Raw genomic sequence first — 18,599 nt, 5'->3', positions numbered from 1 at the left:
GGTGACACGTCATCCCAACTTACAGGCCATCCCGCTTCGCCCGCGCATTGCTGATCACGTCCGGGTCGTCGGACGACAGCGGCTTGTCGGCCCACACGTGGTAGTCGAGCGTCGACTTGGTGCTCGGGGCGGCGCCGGAGCGCTCGAGCAGGTAGGACATCACCTGGTTGAAGACGGGACCGGCGAGCGCGCCGCCGAACATGCCGGCGCTGGGCTTCTGGATGAAGACTGCGACGACGTACTTCGGGGCCTCGGCGGGGGCGAACCCGATGAACGAGGCCGTGAACCCGTTGTAGCGGCCGAGCTTCTCGTCGTAGCGGTCGGCGGTGCCGGTCTTGCCTGCGACGCGGTAGCCCTTGATCCGCGCTGCGCTGGCCGTGCCGTTCTCGCCCGTGACCTCCTCCATCATCCGCGAGAGCTTGACGGCGGTGTCCTGGCTCACGACCCGCGAGGGCTTGGTCGCGGGTGACGGGATGAAGGTGCCGCTCTCGTTGACCGTGCCCTCGACGAGCGACGGCGCCACGCGGACACCCTTGTTGGCGACCGTCTGGAACACGCTCGCCTGCTGGATGGCGGTCACGGCGTACCCCTGGCCGAAGAGCACGGTGTAGCGACGCGTCGAGACCCAGTCCTTGGCGCCGGCGAGCAGGCCCGCGGACTCACCCGGGAAGCCCACCGGCGTCTTGGTGCCGACCCCGAACTTGCGGTAGAACGCCTCCATGTCGGCCGGCGACACCCGCTCGCCGATGAGGATCGTGCCCATGTTGGAGGACTTCGCGAGCACGCCGGTGGCCGTCATGTTCTCGACGCCGTGCGCTTCGTGGTCCTTGAACGACGTGCCGGAGCGGGGCAGACGCGGCGGGATGATGACGCCCGTGTCGGGCGTGATGACGCCCTTCTCCAGGGCGGCCGCCATCGTCATGAGCTTGCCCGTCGAACCGGGCTCGAACGCGTCGTTGAAGGCGAAGTTGCCGAGGTTGGCCTTCTTCGCGTCGGCGAGGTCGTTGGGGTCGAAGCTCGGATAGCTCGCGGCTGCCCGCACCTTGCCCGTCGCTACCTCGAGGACGACGGCGGTCCCCGACTCGGCGCCGACGGCCGTGACCTGCTTGGCGAGGGCGTTCTGGGCGTACCACTGGAGGTCGGCGTCGATGGTGAGCCGGACGTCGCGACCGTTGGCGACAGGGGTGTCGACCCGCTGCGAGCCCGGGATGATGTAGCCGTCACGGGCCCGCTCGGCGACGCTGACGCCTGGCGTGCCGGCGAGGGTCCGGTCGAGCATCTGCTCGATGCCTCCCGCACCGCTCTGGTCGTCGGGGCGGACGAAGCCGACGAGCTGTCCGAGGGCCATCGAGGTCGGGTAGATGCGCTGGGCCGTGCGCTCGCCCGTGATGCCGGGGATGCCGAGGGCCCGGATCTCGCGGTAGACGGCGGGGTTGACCTCCTTCTTCACGACGACGTAGCGGGTGCCCGACCTCGTGAAGAGCTTCGTCAGCGCCGACGGCGTCATCTCGAGGAGGGGGGCGAGGTCGCCGGCCGCGCGGCTGACTCCGACCTTCGTGCGCACACCGTCGACCTTCACGGTGTACTCGGGAATGATCTTCGGGTCAGCGGCGATGGTGAACCGCTCGACCGAGTCGGCGAGCACCTGCCCGTTGGTGTCGAGGATCTGCCCACGCATGGCCGGCGTGGTCGTCTTGACCGACCGCTTGAACTGCGCCGCCTCCTGCGTCGCCGAGGCGTCGAACGCCTGGATGCGGAGCAGCTGGCCGGCGAAGATCGTGAAGACGAAGAGGAGTGCGACGAACATGACCCGCGCGCGGCGGCGCGGGTTGGCTCGGGAGATCTTGAGCGGCCGGCGGGGCCCACGGGGCCCCCGCGGGCCACCGGCCCGCCAGGACGCGGCGGCCCGCTTCGGCGCGGGCCCTCGCCCCCGGCTCTGGGTGGACTGGCGTGGCGACTGTCGTGTGGGCTGTCCCTTGGACGTCCGCGCGGAGGTCTCGGCCGACCGCCGGGAGCGCCCCGTGGAACCCCGACTGCTGGTCCCCGGAGCCCCACGGCCGGTGCTGCGAGCCGGGGCGGGACGGCCCGTTCCGGTGCACGCCGGTGCCGCGCCGCGACCGGCGCGTGAACCGCCTGCGGCCGTGCCGCCTGCGGCCGCGGCGCGGGCGGGCGGGGTGCGTGCTGGCGTCCCGGCTCGCGTGCCGGTGGCAGCCTTGGCCGCCCCCTGGCGCCCCTGCCGGGTCTGTCCCTGCTGCCCACCCTGCTGCCTACCCTGCTGCCCGCTCTGCTGCCCGGCGCGCACCTGGCTGCCCTGGGTGGAGCGGGTCCGGGTACCTCGTGCGGGCGTAGCGCCGCGACCGGCCCGTCCAGGGTCGGTGCCTCGGGTCGGCGTCACGGGTTCACCTCGTCGCTGTCTGCTCGGTCTGCTCGGTCTGCACGATGTGCCGGGTCTACTCGGCCTGTCCGGTCGGCCCGTTCGGGGCCGTGCCCGTCGGCTGGCCCGTCGACGCGCCGGGTGTCGTGCCAAGTGTGGGCGTCGAACCCGTCCCGGCCGCGGCACCCGGCAGTGTCGGCGTGGCGGCCTCGTCGGGCTTGGTCTTCGCTGCCTTGTCGGCCTCTCTCGCCGCGTCCCTGGCATCCGCGCCGGCGGCCTTGCTCGCCTTGGTCGCCGAGGCGAGGACCTTCTTGACCTTGGCGGTGACCGTGGGCGGCGTCGGGCTCGTGACGATGGGGAACGCGTTGTTCTTCGTCGCCGGCTCCGGCTCACCGGACACGGTCCCCTTGGCGAGGTCGATGTAGCCCCGAGTGTTCATCCGGACCATGCCGATCTCTGACGCGTTCCGGGCCAGGGCGCCGGTCGCCGAGGCGCGGTCGATCTCCTCCTGGAGGTTGCTCGCCGTGTCGCTGAGCCGGGCGGACTCGCGCTGCAGGTCGCCGAGCGCGAGAGAGCCCTGCGCGAGGGCGGTGTTGAGCAGGAGCAGGGCGATCAGGCCGGCAATCAGCAGCGCGATGCAGATCGTGGCGAAGGCGCCGTTGCCGGTGTGCGTGATCCGCGTCGGGATGACACGCAGCGGCGTCGGGGCGGGGCCCCGTCGCGGTGCGCGCAGCGGCCTGGCCGTGGCGGTCATCTGGCTCATCGGGTCGGTCCCTTTCTGGTCCTGCTGGCTGAGGTGCGCGTGGAGGTGTCCCGCACGCGCTCTGCGACGCGAAGCCGGGCCGAGGCGGCCCGTGGGTTCGTGGTGACCTCGTCGTCGCTGGGCGCCTCGGCGCCGCGGGTGACGAGGGACAGGTATGCCGCGTGCTCCGGGAGCTCGACGGGCAGACCCGGCGGCGTGCTCGAGGTCGCCCCCGCGGCGAAGGCACGCTTCGTGGCGCGATCCTCGAGCGAGTGGTACGACAGGACTGCGATGCGGCCGCCGACGGCGAGGACGTCGATCGCCTCGTCGATGGCGCGGCTCCAGACGGCCAGCTCGTCGTTGACCTCGATGCGCAGGGCCTGGAAGGTCCGCTTGGCCGGGTGACCGCTCTGGCGCTGCGAGGCCATCGGGATGACGCGGCGCAGCAGCTCGACGAGACGACCCGAGGTCGTGAACCGCTCGGTGGCACGGTCACGCACGACCGCGGAGGCGATCTTGCGTGCGAAGCGTTCCTCGCCGTAGTCGCGCAGGATCCGGGTCAGGTCCTCGACGGAGTACGTGTTGAGCACATCAGCGGCGGTCTGTCCCGTCGACTGGTCCATGCGCATGTCGAGGGGGGCGTCGACGCGGTAGGCGAAGCCGCGGTCTGCCTCGTCGAGCTGCAGCGAGCTGACACCGAGGTCGAAGAGGATGCCGTTCACGGCGGGCACGTCGAGGCCGGCGACGACCTCGGCGATCTCGTCGTACACGGCGTGCACCGGCCGGAACCGGTCGCCGAACCGGGCCAGGCGCTCCTCGGACAGGGCGAGGGCCTCGCGGTCGCGGTCGATGCCGACCACGACGCAGTCGGGGAAGCGCTCGAGGACGCCCTCGGCATGGCCGCCCATGCCGAGCGTCCCGTCGACGTGCACCGCGCCGGGCCGGTCGAGGGCCGGCGCGAGCAGGTCGAGGATCCGGTCGCGCATGACGGGGACGTGTCGTCCCTGCGCCGGTCCTCGGTCGGTCATGGTGCGTCCTTCACGCTCGTGCTGTTTGGTGCACATGTGCTTCATGTGGCTGCTGGTGCTGATGTGACTTAGGTGGAGATAGGGGTCTGCCGTGCGGGGTGAAGGTGGAGGTGTAGCCGCTGGTGCCGACGGGTGGAGGAGGCCGGTCGGTGGTGACGTGCAGTCGAGACTGGTGGAGGTGGTCACCTGGGGGCTGGTCCCCATCCGCTGCCTCGCCCGGGACGGGGGAAGTCGTCCCGGGAGTGGAGCGGCTGGAGGCCGGCACTCAGGTGCCGTTCGGTCGGCTGCGACGGTGGCGGGGAAGGTCAGGTGGCGCTGAATGGGCGTGGGTGCTCGAGGGGTTATCCGGAGCTCAGAAGAGCCCGGGGATCACCTCCTCGGCCGTGTCGGCGAAGCTCTGTTCCGTCTGCTCGAGGTAGGCGTTCCAGACCGCGCTGTCCCAGACCTCGAGGCGTGAGCCGGCGCCGATGACCGTGACTTCGCGGTCGAGGCCGGCGTACTGGCGCAGGTTGGCCGGGATGGTGAACCGGCCCTGCTTGTCGGGGATCTCGTCGGACGCGCCGGAGAGGAAGACGCGCATGTAGTCGCGGGCGGCCTTGCTCGTCGTCGGGGCCTGACGCATCTGCTCGGCCACCTTGACGAACTCGTCCATCGGGTAGATGAACAGGCTCCGCTCCTGGCCGCGCGTGACGACGAGGCCGCCCGCCATCCGCTCGCGGTACTTCGCGGGCAGGAAGAGCCGACCCTTCTCGTCGAGCCGGGGCGTGTGCGTCCCGAGAAACATGGTCCGCCACCTCCCCTTTTTCGACCCTGGGCGTCCCTCTGTCGTACCTTGTTGCCCCACCGTACTCCACTTTGCTCCACCATCCACCAGCTTTCGTCGAAATTGACTTGGCGCGTCGCGTGTTTGCGCAGGTCAGGTGGGGTGGAGCGAAGTGGAGCCGCTTGACGGGCCCACACGACAGTCGCCCCCGCAGGACCAGGCCGCGGACGCCGCGCATCACCGCGCGGGCACCACACAGCGAGCAACTCGTGCTCGGCGCCGAGCTGGTCGGCCCCGGAAACGAACCGAACCGTCCCTCCGGTCGTTGGCGGTGGAGGAAAGTGGAAGGCAGCACCACGGCTCGCGGGCTCCAGATCTCCATCCGGTCTCGACCGGAGCAGACCTATCGGCGCCTAGGGTCCATGGGAGAAGATCACCTGACGGGTCGCGCACCCGCCACGAGCAGGGCTGCGCCACGACATGGGGACGAACAGCGGAGGACAGAGTGACGACGACGGAGACCGGGCTCGAGACCACGGCAGCACCTGGGCTGGCCGACCTCGACCTCATCCACGGGGTGGCCGACCGGCTCATGGGGGCGATGACGAGTGTCATCGAGGGCAAGCCGGAGGTCGTCCGCACGACCGTGACCGTGCTCTTCGCCGGCGGTCACCTGCTCATCGAGGACGTGCCCGGGGTCGGCAAGACGATGCTCGCCAAGGCGCTCGCCCGGTCGATCGACGCGACCGTCCGGCGCATCCAGTTCACCCCCGACCTGCTGCCGAGCGACGTGACGGGCGTCAGCATCTTCAACCAGGACGCGCGACGCTTCGAGTTCCGCCCCGGCGCGATCTTCGCCAACGTCGTCGTCGGCGACGAGATCAACCGCGCCTCCCCCAAGACGCAGTCGGCCCTGCTCGAGTCGATGGAGGAGCGCCAGGTCACGGTCGACGGCACGACGTACACCCTCCAGGCGCCGTTCATCGTGATGGCGACGCAGAACCCCATCGAGATGGAGGGCACCTACCCCCTCCCGGAGGCACAGCGCGACCGCTTCATGGCGCGCATCTCGATGGGCTACCCCGCGCCCAGCGCCGAGCTCGAGCTGCTCGAGTCGCACGGCGCGCGATCGCCGCTCGACGACCTCAACCCGGTGACAGACGCCGAGACGATCAACCGTGTCGTGCAGGCCGTGACGCGGGTCCACGCGAGCCCGGCCGTGCGCCAGTACATCGTCGACCTCGTGACGCGCACGCGCTCCACGACGGCGCTGCGGCTCGGCGCCTCACCGCGTGCCGCGCTCCACCTGCTCCGGGCCTCCCGGGCGTTCGCCGCGCTCGAGGGCCGTGACCACGTCATCCCGGACGACGTCCAGGTGCTCGCCGGCCCCGTGCTGGCCCACCGCCTCATGCCCTCGAGCGAGACCCAGCTCGCCCGCCGCACGACCGCCGAAGTGGTCATCGACCTGCTGCGTCAGGTGCCGGTGCCACCGACAGCCCGCTGAACGGAGGGGCCGTGCGCGCACTGCGCAGCGTCCTGACGACGAGGGGCCGGGCCTTCCTGGGCTCGGGGATCACCCTCGCCCTCGCCGGGATCATCTTCGGCTTCCGCGACCTCACGCGCTTCGGCGTCCTGCTCGTCGCGCTTCCTGTCATCTCCAGCGTCCTGGTTCGCACGCGCAAGACGCGTATGCGCATCGAGCGGCACACGCACCCGGAGCGGATCAGCGTCGGGCAGGACGCCCACGTGACGCTCTCCTTCGAGAACGTCTCCACGAGCACGACGCCGATCTTCCTCGCCGAAGAGCGCCTCGACTACGTCCTCGGCGACCGCCCGCGGTTCGTCGTCGGCCGCATCCCACCGGGGCGCGTACGCGCCATCGACTATGCCGTGCGCTCGCACCTGCGCGGGCGTCACCACCTCGGCCCGCTCGGGGTGCAGGTGCAGGACCCGTTCGGCCTCGCGAACCGCAACGCGGTGCTCGAGGGCAGGGCCGACCTCGTCGTGCTCCCCGCCGTCCACCCGCTCTCGTCCAACCGTCAACCGAGCGCGGGCGTCGGGTCCGAGGGCGAGCAGGCGCACCTCATCGCCCTGCACGGCGAGGACGACGTGACCATCCGTGAGTACCGCGACGGCGACGACCTGCGCCGCATCCACTGGCCGGCAACCGCGCGCACGGGCGACCTCATGGTCCGCCAGGAGGACCGGCCCGCGCAGCGTCGCGCCGTCGTCATGATCGACCCGAGGCCGTCCGCGCACGGCGGCGCCGGCGCCACGAGCTCGTTCGAGTGGGCGGTGACCGCTGCCGCGTCCGTGGCGGTCCACCTGTGCGAGTCCGGGTATGCCGTCCACCTCGTCTGCGCCGAGACCGTCGAGACGGCACGGGCGGCCGACACGATGACCGTCGACGAGATCCTCGACGTGCTGGCCGTGACGACCATGCGCGACGACACGGGCGAGGACGAAATTCTCCGCGCCGCACAGGCCCTCGCTGCCGCCGGCGGCTTCCTCGTCGCGATCGTCGGCCCCTCAGGTCGCGACGTCACCTCGCGGGTCGCCAGCCTGCGTCAGCCCGGCACGACCGGTCTCGCTCTCCTCCTCGACGCCCGTGGCTTCGGCTCGACCGACGCAGAGGACGTCGACCCGCACGTCGACACGCTGCGCCTCGCCGGGTGGCGGGCCGTGGCCGTCCGACGTGACGAGGACGTCGCCCACGCCTGGGCCGTCCTCACCGCCGCCACCGTGGGAGGCAGCCGATGACCCGCCGTCGCTGGAGGATCACCCTCCTCGGCGCTCTCGCGACGCTGAGCGCGATCTACCCCATCACGAGCCTCTTCGTGCAGACGAGCTGGCTGGGGGACGCGATGTTCACGATCGCGCTCGTCGCCGCCCTCGGCCTCGTGGCACGGGGACTCACACGTTCGCGGTCTCTCGTCGTCGTGGTCCAGGTGCTCGTCACCGCCTACGTCGTCCTCGCGCGCCACCTCGACGAGACGTTCAGCTACTTCCTGCCCACGCCGACAACGCTCGAGGAGGCCAACTCGCTCGGCCTGCAGGCCCTCGAGACCGTCCAGCGCTACTCGGCTCCGGCACCCCTCAACAGCGGCGTCACCTTCTGCCTCGTGGTCGCGGTCGCGGTCGTCGCCATCGCCGTCGACGCGATGGCCGCCACCTGGCGCAGTCCGGCCGCTGCCGGGCTCCCGCTCCTCACGGCATACCTCATCACCGCGGCCAACGGTCAGTCGGCGCTGGCGCTGCGCTACTTCGTCATCCCCGTGCTGCTGTGGCTCATCATGCTGCACACGACTGCGCGGACGCAGTTCGGCCGGTGGGGGACGGCGAACGCAGCCGACGAGAGCGAGATCGACGAGGCCGCGCACGACCGGGATGCGTTGCGCTCGTTCACCGCCGGCGCGCTCAAGCTCGGCGCCCTGGGCGTCGTCTTCGCCGTCCTCGTGCCTGCGATCGTCCCGCACTTCCCGCCCCGCTACCTCACGGAGGGGCTCGGCCGAGCGGGCGGCGGGGGCGGCGAGGGCTCCGTCGGCTTCAACGACACCCTCGACCTGTCGCGCAGTCTCAACAACCAGGACCCGTCGCCCGTGCTCACCTACACGACGACCGCGTTCACGCGCCCTCCCTTGCGGGTACTCGCGACCTCCTACTACTCGCGCGGTCAGTGGTCCACCGTGGGGACGACCGGCAACCGCCCGGACAACCCCTCACCTCCGCCCCCGCCGTCCCAGCGCCGCGACTACGACCTCACGGTCACCAACAACACGCTCGCCGCACCCCGCATCGCCGCGCCCTACCCCGTCGTCGCGGTCGCCATGGAGGGCACACCGTGGTCCATCGACCCCGTCACCCGAGACGTGCGCGTCGACGGCCCCGTCAGCAGCTACCGGGTGACGTACGCCGACTTCGCGCCGCCGCCACCACAGCTGCGTGACTCGGGCACGCCCGACTCCCCCGACATCACCGACGACGACCTCGCCATCCCGGACCGGTCGCGCGACCTCATCGAACGCTGGGCCGCCGAGGTCGTCGAGGACGCGGACAACCCGCTCGACCGGGCGATCCGGATCCAGAACCACCTGCGCGACACGAGCATCTACACGTACTCGCTCGACCTGGGCGAGCCGTTGCGCGACGCCGAAGGGCGCCTGCTCGAGCCGATCCAGAACTTCTACCAGACCCGTCGCGGGTACTGCGTCCAGTTCGCGACCGCGATGATCATGATGGCCCGCGCCCAGGGCATCCCCGCCCGCATGGCCATCGGCTACCTACCCGGGCAGCCGTCCGAGAACAGCCAGTACGTCGTGCGCAACAGCGACGCCCACGCGTGGCCCGAGCTCTACTTCCAGGGCTACGGCTGGCTCCGCTTCGAGCCGACGCCGGGTGCCCGCTCCGGCACACCGCCGCCCTACGCCGTGCTCGGCGCGGACTCCGGGTCCACCCGGGGTGGCCGCGACGTCGAGGAGACGACCTCGGGTCGGGGCTCCTCGGCCTCCGCCACGACGTCGACCTCTGCGACCGCCGCGCCGGTCCAGCAGCAGCAGACCCTGCTCGACGCCATCGGCTCGGCCTTCACCCTGCGCAACGTCGTGACGTTCGTCGCTGTCCTCGTCGGGCTGCTCGCGGCGTTCGTCATGCCGATCACGGCGTGGTTGCTCCGCCTGCGCCGACGGCGCGCGGCCGTGACCCAGCAGGAGCTCATCGAGGCGGAGTGGCTCGACCTGACCTCCCACCTCGGCGACCTGGGCCTCACCGCCCCGAACGGCGTGACCCTGCGGCAGCTGCGCGAACGCTACGTGACCGACGGGCACCTCGATGGCGAGGACGCGACCACGATGCGTCGGGTGACCGCGACCCTGGAGAAGTCGCGCTACGACCGTCCTGAGCGTACGACGCCGCAGGAGGCCTTCCGCCTCCACCACGACATCCGCTCGATCCGGCGGAAGATCGGCCGCACCCGTGCCTGGCAGACGCGCGTCCGGTCGTTCGTGTGGCCCGAGGCCGGGGTGTCGTTCTGGCGGGGGCTGCCCGACCGGCTGTTCCCCCGCCGCCGCTGACCGGCCCGCGCAACCGCCCGCACCTGCGGAAAGGGCACGGCATACGAGAAGGAGCCCACGACGACGTGTCGTGGGCTCCTTCTCGTGCGGCTGAGGCGACCTCAGTCGAGGTAGTCGCGCAGGACCTGGCTGCGGCTCGGGTGACGCAGCTTGCTCATCGTCTTCGACTCGATCTGGCGGATGCGCTCACGCGTCACGCCGTAGACCTTGCCGATCTCGTCGAGCGTCTTCGGCTGTCCGTCGGTCAGGCCGAACCGCATCGAGACGACGCCGGCCTCGCGCTCGGACAACGTGTCGAGCACCGAGTGCAGCTGCTCCTGCAGGAGCGTGAAGCTGACGGCGTCGGCCGGGACGACGGCCTCGGAGTCCTCGATGAGGTCACCGAACTCGCTGTCGCCGTCCTCACCGAGCGGCGTGTGCAGGGAGATGGGCTCGCGGCCGTACTTCTGGACCTCGACGACCTTCTCGGGCGTCATGTCGAGCTCCTTGGCCAGCTCCTCCGGGGTGGGCTCGCGCCCGAGGTCCTGGAGCATCTGGCGCTGCACGCGGGCGAGCTTGTTGATGACCTCGACCATGTGGACGGGGATGCGGATCGTGCGCGCCTGGTCGGCCATGGCGCGGGTGATGGCCTGGCGGATCCACCACGTCGCGTACGTCGAGAACTTGTAGCCCTTGGTGTAGTCGAACTTCTCGACCGCACGGATGAGGCCGAGGTTGCCCTCCTGGATGAGGTCGAGGAAGAGCATGCCGCGACCGGTGTAGCGCTTGGCGAGCGAGACGACCAGTCGCAGGTTGGCCTCGAGCAGGTGGTTCTTGGCCTTCTTGCCGTCCTGGGCGATCCACCACAGCTCGCGCTTGAGCTTCATCTCGATCTTGTCGCCGGAGTTGAGCTTCTCCTCGGCGAACAGGCCGGCCTCGATGCGCTTGGCGAGCTCGACCTCCTGCTCGGCGTTGAGGAGGGCGACCTTGCCGATCTGCTTGAGGTAGTCCTTGACCGGGTCGGCGGTGGCGCCGGCCGTGACGACCTGCTGCGCCGGGGCGTCGTCCTCGTCGTCGTCACGGATGACGAAGCCGGACTCCTCCGTCTCGTCGCCCTTTGCAGTGGCGGGAGCGGCGTCGTCGTCGTCGGCGGCGGCGTCGGGTGCTTCGACGTCGACCTCCACCTCCACGAGCTCGGCTTCAGGGGCGTCATCGGGCTCGACGTCCTCGAGCTCGTCGTTCTCGTCGCCCGCTGCGCCGCCCGCGTCAGCGGACTTCGCCGCGCCCTTCGCGGCGGTCTTCTTGGTCGCGGCCGTCGACCCCGGCTTGGCGGTCGTCTTCTTGGCGGCGGCCTTGGCGACACCCGCGTTGGTCACCGCCTTCGTCGGTGCCTTGTCCGCGGCCGCCTTCGTCGTGCTCTTCGCGGCGGGCTTGGCGGCCGATGCCGTCTCGTCGTCCGACCCCGGCTTGGCGGTCGTCTTCTTGGCGGCGGTCTTCGTCGTCGCGGTCGTCGTCCGCGCTGCGGACTTCGTCGCGGCGGCAGTCGTGCTGCGTGCGGTGGCCACGGTGCCTCCCTTGGTCCCTGAACGGGTCTTCTTCGTCGTGCTGGAGTGCGGCGCGTCGACGACGATCTCGATGTCGTGGGCCTCGAGGGTCGTGAGGACCGGCTTCATCTGCTTGAGGTCGAGGTCAGCCTCGGCCTGGGCGCGCGCGATCTCCGTGCCGGTGATGGTGCCGTTGGTGCTGCCCTTGACCAGGAGTTGCATGATCGCCTCGTGCTGGAACACTTTCGGCAGGGTCTTCGGAGCTCCAGCGGATGTTGCCTTGGGCACGGATGCAGTCGCCTTTCGTCGCGAGTCTCGTCAGATGGGCGCGCCGATTCCGGGCATGCATCATCACAACGAACGAGAATGGGGGTTGGTGCCGGAGGAGCTTGGCCAGTTGGAGTCGATCCCTGGTTCGATCTCTCGGTGCGCCTCGTGCGATCCGGTACTCGGACATTATAAAGCGGCATACGCCGTGCGGGCGAACGCGCGCCGAACGCGCGTGCCTGAAGCGCCGCCAGTCGACTGCGGGCAAAGGCCCGTCAGGCCGTCGATGCACGGCCGTCGGGCCGTGGGGAGGCGTCAGTCGCCCTTGACGGCGAGGACGGGGCAGCTCGCGTCGAGCAGGATCCGCTGGGCGTTGGAGCCGAGGATGAGCTTGCCGACCGGGCTGCGACGGCGCAGACCGATGACGATGAAGTCGGCCTTCTCCTCCTCGGCGACCGAGATGAGGTCTTCGGCCGGGTCGTTGCCACGGACGAGCTGGCGCACCTCGTGCTCCAGGCCCTTCTCCTCGAGCATGGACTGCACGCGCTCGAGCTCGGTCTCGAACTGGCTGGCCTCGTTGGCGTCGAAGTCCTTGCCACCGCGGTGCGAGCTGATGACGACGAGCTTCGTGCCTCTCAGGACGCACTCGTCGGCGGCTCGTTTGAGAGCCGCACGACCTTCCTTGGTGGCGACATAACCAACGACGATGGCCACTTTCCCGGACCTCCTTGGGACGGAAACAAGCAGTGCTCGCACCGTACCCGATATCAGCCCGCGCGGCGCGTCGCCGGCGAACCGCCGCCGCCCTCAGCGGGCGTCGCGGGCGAGGGCGTCGCGGATGATGCGACCGACCTGGTCCTCCTCGATGAGGAAGCCGTCGTGGCCGAACACCGAGGTGATGTGCTCGCGCGTCGAGCCCGGCAGGGCGGCGTGCAGCTCGTCGGCCAGACGGGGCGGGTAGAGCCGGTCGGTGTCGACGGAGACGACGGTGCAGTCAGCCGTCACCCGGGCAAGGGCCGGCTCGAGCCCACCGCGGTCGCGGCCGACGTCGTGGGAGTTCATCGCCTCGGTCAGCACGACGTAGGAGTTGGCGTCGAACCGGCGAGCGAGCTTGCCGGCGTGGTGGTCGAGGTAGGACTCGACGGCGAACCGTCCGCGGTCCCCTGCTCGCAGCGGGTCCTCGCCCAGCTGGGCAGCACGCCCGAAGCGGTCGGCGAGCTCGTTCTCGGTGCGGTAGGTCACGTGCGCGATGCGCCGTGCCAGCCCCAGGCCGGTCACCGGCCGCCGGCCGGTCGAGTAGTAGTCCCCGCCGACGTAGTCGGGGTCGTGGCGGATGGCGAGCAGCTGAGGCTGGCACCACGCGATCTGGTCGGCGGTCGCGTAGGCCGTCGATGCGATGACGATGCAGCGGTCCACGGCATCGGGATAGGTGACGGCCCACTCGATGGCGCGCATCCCACCCATCGAGCCACCGACCACGCCGGCGAGGCGGTCGATGCCCAGCCGGTCGAGCAGGGCCCGCTCGGCGGCGACCTGGTCACGGACGGTCACGTAGGGGAAGCGGCTGCCCCACGGCTGGCCGTCCGGCGCGACGCTCGACGGGCCGGTGCTGCCCTGACAGCCGCCGAGGACGTTGGAGGCGATGACGAACCACCGCTCGGGGTCGACGGGGCTGTCCGGCCCGATGAGGGCGTTCCACCAACCCGGTGACGCGTGGCCGTCGCCGGCCTCGCCGATGACGTGGCTGTCGCCGGTCAGGGCGTGCTCGACGAGGATGACGTTGTCGCCGGCCTCGTTGAGCCGACCCCAGGTCTCGTAGGCGATGCGGACGTCGGGCAGCACCCCGCCCCGCTCGAGCTCGACGTCGCCGATGTCGACGAACGCCCGGTCGCCGACAGGGTCACCCTCGCGCCAGGCGCCGTCCGGACGGGCGGTGTCGTGGGCGGCAGGAGCAGTGGGCGTGGGACCATCACCGACCTGGGTGCCCGCCGTAGCCAGGCGCGCGGGGCGCCGCGTGCTGTGCGTCCGGTGGGTGACTGCCATCGGGGTACTCCTCGGTGCTCGCGCTTGCTCACACCCGGGACGGGGCGTGGCCTGGTCCTCACCCGGGGCACCCCACCGCGAAGGAGGGTTGCCGACCAGCGAGCCGGGGCTTGCCACTGGTACTCATGACCTGCCCCAACCATACGCGAGACGCTGACGCGGCACCGCTGGTCGTTCCACGACATGGACGCCCGGGACGCAAGGTCACGGCAACACCAGCGACACCAGCGACAACAGCAGGTTGAGCGCCCGCCGCTCCGGCTGGCCGGGGCGCCCGCTCACACGGCCTCGCCCACCGGGAGACGTGCCACGAGCCGCGTGAGCACACGCTCGTGTGCGCTCACGCGCACCGACGGGGCCGTATGCCGTGGTCCAGCGACTCGCGGACGAGCTGGCTCAGGCGGTGGTCCGGCTCGAGTGCGAGTGCGCGGTCGACGGCGACCCCGGCCCGGGCCCCGTCGCCGATCCACCACGCGAGCGAGGCAACCACCGACAGGAGCGGGGCCGCATGAGCCGCAGGCGTGAGCCGGCACACCTCCTCGAGGCGGGCCAGCATCAGACGCGGCACTGCTGCCTCGTCCCAGTCGCCCCAGTCAACGGCGTCCCTGCCGTCGACATCGCAGTCGCCACCGTCTCCGCCGTCGCCGTCGCCGTCGCCGTCGTCCTCGGCGTCGTCGTCCCAGTCGTCGTCCCCGTCGTCGTCCCCGCTCACGATCCGCAGGATGCGGGCGAGCTCCGCGTCGGGACCTGACCAGGGCACGTTCGGCTCGTCTGGCGGCCGCGCACCGGCCGCAGGCACGCGCAGGTCAGGCCCCAGGAAGATCTCCAGCATCGCGACGAGCTCCACCGGGAAGGCGTCGAGCGGCACCGACCCGGGACACAACCACCCGACGACCGCGTCGCGGACCTGGAGGTCGCGCAGGGGCCCCACGATCGAGGGCAGCCAGTGCTCCATCCCGAAACCCACGATGTCGCCGTGCAGCACGCCACCCCAGGCGAGGAGCATGTCGTTGACGAGGAACTGGCGCGCCGTCGGGTCACCTCCGTCGAGCACGGTCAGGCAGCGGCCCTCCGAGCCGCCGGCCCCGGCCCGATCCCTCTGCGCCGGCGCCGCGCCCGCGCCCGCGCCCGCGCGAGGCTCCTGACGTGGGTCGCGGACGACACACCCGGCGGCCGCATACCGGCGCTGCCAGTCCTCGATCGCGGCCAGCGTCAGGTCGTGGCGCGGCTCGGTCGGCGACAGTGGCTCGACGAGGGCCCCCAGGCCCTCACGGTCGGGCAGCACCGCGCGGCCGAGCGCCACGTAGCTCGCGACGGCCGGCACGTCCGCCTCCTCGGGTAGCAGCCGGCCCTCCTCTGGGCAGCAGTCGCATCCGACGGCATACCAGCGGCCGTCGCGGACGACGAGCCGCTCGCGCACGACGACGCGCGCTGCCTCGAACCCCGCCGCCAGCGCATCGAGGAGCGGAAGGGCCTCGCCGGCCTCGTCCTCGAAACCCACGACGGCCACCGACGAGGGCGACCCGGTGAGCAGGGTCGGAAGGGTCTGCGCGACGACCACTCCCGCGAGGTCGACGTCGACGACGTCCAGCCGGGCGACGAGCCCGAGGCGTTTGCCGTGGAAGCACACCACGACGACGCTCCGCACCGGCTGGAAGCCAAGGTGGAAGGGGATGATGGTCAGCAGCTCGGCTGGCCCGGACAGTGAGATCGTCGGCATGAGCCGAGCCTCGCCGCGGCCGCGAGCCTGCGACAGGGTGGCGAGCATCCTGTGGACCACGGCCGTGGTCGACGAGGGAGGTGTGGACCGACGCCCTTGGACCGAGCGAGCGAGTCAGCGTTCGAGGCGCTTGCGCACCGTCTCCAGGACGTAGTCGGTCGCGGCCTGGCGCATCCCCTCCGGGAGGCGGATGCGCTCGGGGCGCCCGGGCCCGGACTCGGCGGTCCCGCGGCTCCCGAGACCCCCTTGCGCGCCGGGGCGGGACGCACCGCCAGCCACCCGGCTGACCCGCGCGACGAGACGACCGCGCCCCGCAGCGCCCGTCAGGTCACGGTCACGCCGCAGGCCCTCGTCCGCTCCCCCGGCCCGGGCGGGAGTGGCCACGTCCGGCCCTCCCGACCCCACCGTCGAACCGCGCACCGTCGCCCGGGAGGCGGCAGACGAAGCGCCCGCTGGACGACCCCAACCCGCCGCCCGCCCAGCGCCGGCGCCGGCCCGGTGGATGCCCTGCCCGATCTCCCACGCGATGAAACGGTCGGTCTCCTCGACGAACGCCTTGATCGCCCACGAGATGACGACGGCGTCGTCGGCGGCACCGAGGACGGGCAGGACCGCCTCGGGCAGCAGGTCGACCGGAGAGGCGACGTAGACGACCGCCCCCGCGACGAGGGCCAGCCGCTTCATGGTCGTGCCGGCATACGTCCCGTCGACCGTAGAGCGCACGAGCCGCGGCACGGCGTGCACGCGCTCGGAGAGGCTCGGTGCGCCCGGACGCGTCGAGGCGCGGACGACGGAGGCGATGGTGGCAGCCATCTTGATGCGGGACGCGGACTTCATGCCGGGCCCAACGAGCGGGCGGCCGGGCCGATTCCCCGGTGCGAGCGGCGTTGCGAAACGGTGATCTGCGTGCTCCTCACGGACGTGGCGTACCCATTCGCCGCGGTCGCGCGGCGCGAACGCGGCGCGTCACGGGCCGAAGGTCTCGACGGGTGGGAACTCCTTGGCGGCCTGCTTGCCGATGCGGTTGAGCATGTACACGTCGACGCCCGCGCCCACGAGGCCGCCGACGACCGGGACCGCCCGCCCGAGCTTGGCGAACGTGCCCTGTCCGATGCGGCCGAGCAGCCGGAAGCCGACGGCCTTGTTCAGCACCATGAGTGCCGGTGCGGGGAGCCGGTTGAACGCGAGCGACGACAGCTTGCCGCCTGCGGCCTGCAGGCCGGCCTTCTTGAGCAGGTCGTCGCTGTCGGCGCCGACGAGCGTGAGCAGCACGGCCGAGCGGATCTCGGGCTGGTTGATGTCGTAGCCGCGCACCTTCGCCGTGGCCGCCGTCATCCGTGTCGCGAGCAGGTAGAACTCGAGGACGTTGGCGGGCAAGGAGATCGGCATGGTGAAGAACCCACCGAGGCCCGTCGCGAAACCACCGACCGCGCCGAGCTGGCGGTGGTCGCGCACGATGACTCGAAGCGCCTGCTCGCGGTCGCCGCGCGCGTGCTTCAAGGCGGTGGCGGCGACGTCGTGCGCCGAGTCGAAGGGGCCCTTGCCGTCGATACCGACGTCGAGGAGGCGCTCGATGAGGCGGGTGGCCGCTCCTGAGAGGCCGCCTCCAGCGGGAACGGCGGCGCGTTGGAGGGCGCCCGGGTCCTTGGCTCTGCGCACCTCGCTGGCTGCGGCGTCCGATGCCTCGACGGTCTCGTCCTTGCCCCATCCGAAGATGCCCATCGGCTCCACCCCTTGTCCGAAGTCCTCGTGCGAGCCCCTGTGTGTGGCGTCGCACCCGCAGAACGCCACCGTATGCCGGATGGGTCGCCTGTGGCATCCTCGCGCCCTCCCGAAGTGGTCGCGGGTCGGGGACGGCCCCGTCGGCGACCTCTCGTAGGGTCGCTCCCATGGGCGAGATCGACGGGCGGGGCAGTCACGGCGTCGGGTCGATCCTCGGCGTGCCGCTCGAGCAGCTGCACCGCGACCGCACCTCCGTCAAGTGGCGCCGCTACGGGCCCGACGTCATACCCATGTGGATCGCCGAGATGGACTGCGCGCCCTGCCCCGCCGTCGTCCACGCCGTGAGCGAGGCGGTGGCGCGCGGCGACACCGGCTACGCCATGACCGAGGCGTATGCCGGGGAGTTCGCCTCGCTCGCCGAGGCCGAGTGGGGATGGACGGTGGAGCCGGCGACGACGACCCGCGTCACGGACGTGCTGACGGGTGTCACCCACGTGCTGCGCCTTCTCACCGACGACGGTGGCCCGGTCGTCGTGAGCCCACCGGTATACAACGCGTTCTTCGACGTCATAGAGGCATGCGGTCGCCGCGTCGTCGAGGCTCCGCTCGACGAGAACCACCGGCTCGACTTCGACTGTCTGGCAAGGGTTTTCGCCGAAGTGACGGCACGGCGAGATCGAGCGGTGTACCTGCTGTGCAACCCGCACAACCCCACCGGCACGGTCCACACGTCGGCGGAGCTCGAGTCCCTCGCCGCACTCGCGGACGAGCACGGCGTCAGGGTCGTGTCCGACGAGATCCACGCTCCGCTCGTCATGCCGACCAGCACCTTCACGCCGTACCTCACCGTGAATGGCTCCGAGCAGGGGGTCGTGGTCACCTCCGCGAGCAAGGCGTGGAACCTCGCGGGTCTCAAGGCGGCGATCATCGTGCCGGGACGCGAGGCCGTCGCCGACCTGCGGCGCCTCCACCCCTTCGTGACGTTCGGCGCCAGCCACCTGGGCGTCATCGCGCAGACCGCTGCCTACCGCGACGGCCGCGAGTGGGTCCACCGCCTCGTCGGCGAGCTCGACGCCAACCGGCGCCTTCTCGCCGACCTGGTCGCGGAGCACCTCCCCGGCGTGCGGCTCTTCCTCCCGGAGGCGACCTTCCTCGCGTGGCTCGACCTCGAGGGGCTCGGCCTCGGCGACGACCCGGCGGGCGAGCTGCTGCGCCGCGCGCATGTGGCTCTCTCCCCCGGCACCATCTTCGGCGCCATCGGGCACGGGCACGCGCGGCTGAACTACGGCACGTCTCCCGACGTCCTACGCGAGGCCATCGGCCGTATCGCGAGTTCTCTTGACTGACA

General features: G+C 71.3%; 14 protein-coding genes and 1 riboswitch. Of the genes, 4 read left to right on the top strand and 10 right to left on the bottom strand.

Annotated elements, in window-relative coordinates; all coding sequences use genetic code 11:
* Positions 1-19 precede the first annotated feature (19 nt).
* From ACFQU3_RS07190 to mraZ, 4 genes are all read right to left on the bottom strand, one after another.
* On the bottom strand, positions 20-1,807 hold the full coding sequence (locus ACFQU3_RS07190; protein ID WP_385908153.1) for a peptidoglycan D,D-transpeptidase FtsI family protein: 1,788 nt from the start codon (positions 1,805-1,807) through the stop codon (positions 20-22).
* Between the two features lie 643 nt (positions 1,808-2,450).
* Positions 2,451-3,137 (bottom strand): hypothetical protein, encoded by a 687-nt coding sequence (locus tag ACFQU3_RS07185; protein ID WP_385908151.1) that lies wholly within the window; start codon positions 3,135-3,137, stop codon positions 2,451-2,453.
* Positions 3,134-4,144 (bottom strand): 16S rRNA (cytosine(1402)-N(4))-methyltransferase RsmH, encoded by a 1,011-nt coding sequence (gene rsmH / locus ACFQU3_RS07180; RefSeq protein WP_385908149.1) that lies wholly within the window; start codon positions 4,142-4,144, stop codon positions 3,134-3,136. Before rsmH ends, ACFQU3_RS07185 begins: the two co-directional genes overlap by 4 nt.
* Positions 4,145-4,496: 352 nt before the next feature.
* Positions 4,497-4,928 carry a division/cell wall cluster transcriptional repressor MraZ gene (gene mraZ / locus ACFQU3_RS07175; protein WP_385908147.1) on the bottom strand — a complete coding sequence of 144 codons (432 nt, stop codon included), beginning with the start codon at positions 4,926-4,928 and terminating at the stop codon, positions 4,497-4,499.
* Positions 4,929-5,412: 484 nt separating this feature from the next.
* On the opposite strand from mraZ, the gene ACFQU3_RS07170 reads away from it, so the two are divergent.
* The 3 genes from ACFQU3_RS07170 to ACFQU3_RS07160 are packed head-to-tail and all read left to right on the top strand — an operon-like array spanning position 5,413 to position 9,976.
* Positions 5,413-6,411 carry an AAA family ATPase gene (locus tag ACFQU3_RS07170; protein ID WP_385908146.1) on the top strand — a complete coding sequence of 333 codons (999 nt, stop codon included), beginning with the start codon at positions 5,413-5,415 and terminating at the stop codon, positions 6,409-6,411.
* 11 nt (positions 6,412-6,422) lie between these two features.
* Entirely contained in the window at positions 6,423-7,667 is a 1,245-nt protein-coding gene (locus ACFQU3_RS07165; protein WP_385908144.1) for a DUF58 domain-containing protein, read from the top strand.
* The gene (locus tag ACFQU3_RS07160) at positions 7,664-9,976 is read left to right on the top strand and encodes a transglutaminaseTgpA domain-containing protein (RefSeq protein ID WP_385908142.1); all 2,313 of its coding nucleotides are present in this window, start codon (positions 7,664-7,666) and stop codon (positions 9,974-9,976) included. The genes ACFQU3_RS07165 and ACFQU3_RS07160 overlap by 4 nt, the downstream gene beginning before the upstream one ends.
* A 101-nt stretch (positions 9,977-10,077) precedes the next feature.
* Here the strand turns inward: ACFQU3_RS07160 and ACFQU3_RS07155 are convergent, their stop codons facing one another.
* The 6 genes from ACFQU3_RS07155 to ACFQU3_RS07130 all read right to left on the bottom strand — a co-directional run bounded on the left by ACFQU3_RS07155 (position 10,078) and on the right by ACFQU3_RS07130 (position 17,251).
* The gene (locus ACFQU3_RS07155; RefSeq protein WP_385908140.1) at positions 10,078-11,742 is read right to left on the bottom strand and encodes an RNA polymerase sigma factor; all 1,665 of its coding nucleotides are present in this window, start codon (positions 11,740-11,742) and stop codon (positions 10,078-10,080) included.
* A gap of 339 nt (positions 11,743-12,081) precedes the next feature.
* A complete protein-coding gene (locus ACFQU3_RS07150; protein WP_385908138.1) occupies positions 12,082-12,480 on the bottom strand; it encodes a universal stress protein in 399 nt (132 codons plus the stop codon).
* Between the two features lie 93 nt (positions 12,481-12,573).
* Positions 12,574-13,809, bottom strand: coding sequence for a homoserine O-acetyltransferase (locus tag ACFQU3_RS07145; RefSeq protein ID WP_385908137.1), 1,236 nt, complete (start codon positions 13,807-13,809; stop codon positions 12,574-12,576).
* A gap of 15 nt (positions 13,810-13,824) precedes the next feature.
* Positions 13,825-13,940: riboswitch (SAM riboswitch) on the bottom strand.
* A gap of 209 nt (positions 13,941-14,149) precedes the next feature.
* Positions 14,150-15,529, bottom strand: a complete 1,380-nt coding sequence (locus ACFQU3_RS07140) for a DUF4192 family protein (RefSeq protein ID WP_385908135.1) — start codon at positions 15,527-15,529, stop codon at positions 14,150-14,152.
* Positions 15,530-15,643: 114 nt separating this feature from the next.
* Positions 15,644-16,366, bottom strand: a complete 723-nt coding sequence (locus ACFQU3_RS07135) for a YkvA family protein (RefSeq protein ID WP_385908133.1) — start codon at positions 16,364-16,366, stop codon at positions 15,644-15,646.
* A gap of 129 nt (positions 16,367-16,495) precedes the next feature.
* The gene (locus ACFQU3_RS07130; protein WP_385908131.1) at positions 16,496-17,251 is read right to left on the bottom strand and encodes an EcsC family protein; all 756 of its coding nucleotides are present in this window, start codon (positions 17,249-17,251) and stop codon (positions 16,496-16,498) included.
* A 167-nt stretch (positions 17,252-17,418) separates the two neighbouring features.
* Here ACFQU3_RS07130 and ACFQU3_RS07125 point away from each other — a divergent pair, with 167 nt between their 5' ends.
* Complete coding sequence (locus ACFQU3_RS07125; protein ID WP_385908129.1) at positions 17,419-18,597, top strand: MalY/PatB family protein; 1,179 nt, start codon at positions 17,419-17,421, stop codon at positions 18,595-18,597.
* The last annotated feature ends 2 nt before the right edge of the window (positions 18,598-18,599 follow it).

This window comes from Terrabacter sp. GCM10028922 (genome assembly GCF_042666095.1).
In the GTDB taxonomy this organism is placed as follows: Bacteria; Actinomycetota; Actinomycetes; order Actinomycetales; family Dermatophilaceae; genus Terrabacter.
Note: the sequence above shows the minus strand (reverse complement) of the source record. Positions and strands in the feature narration are given on the sequence as shown.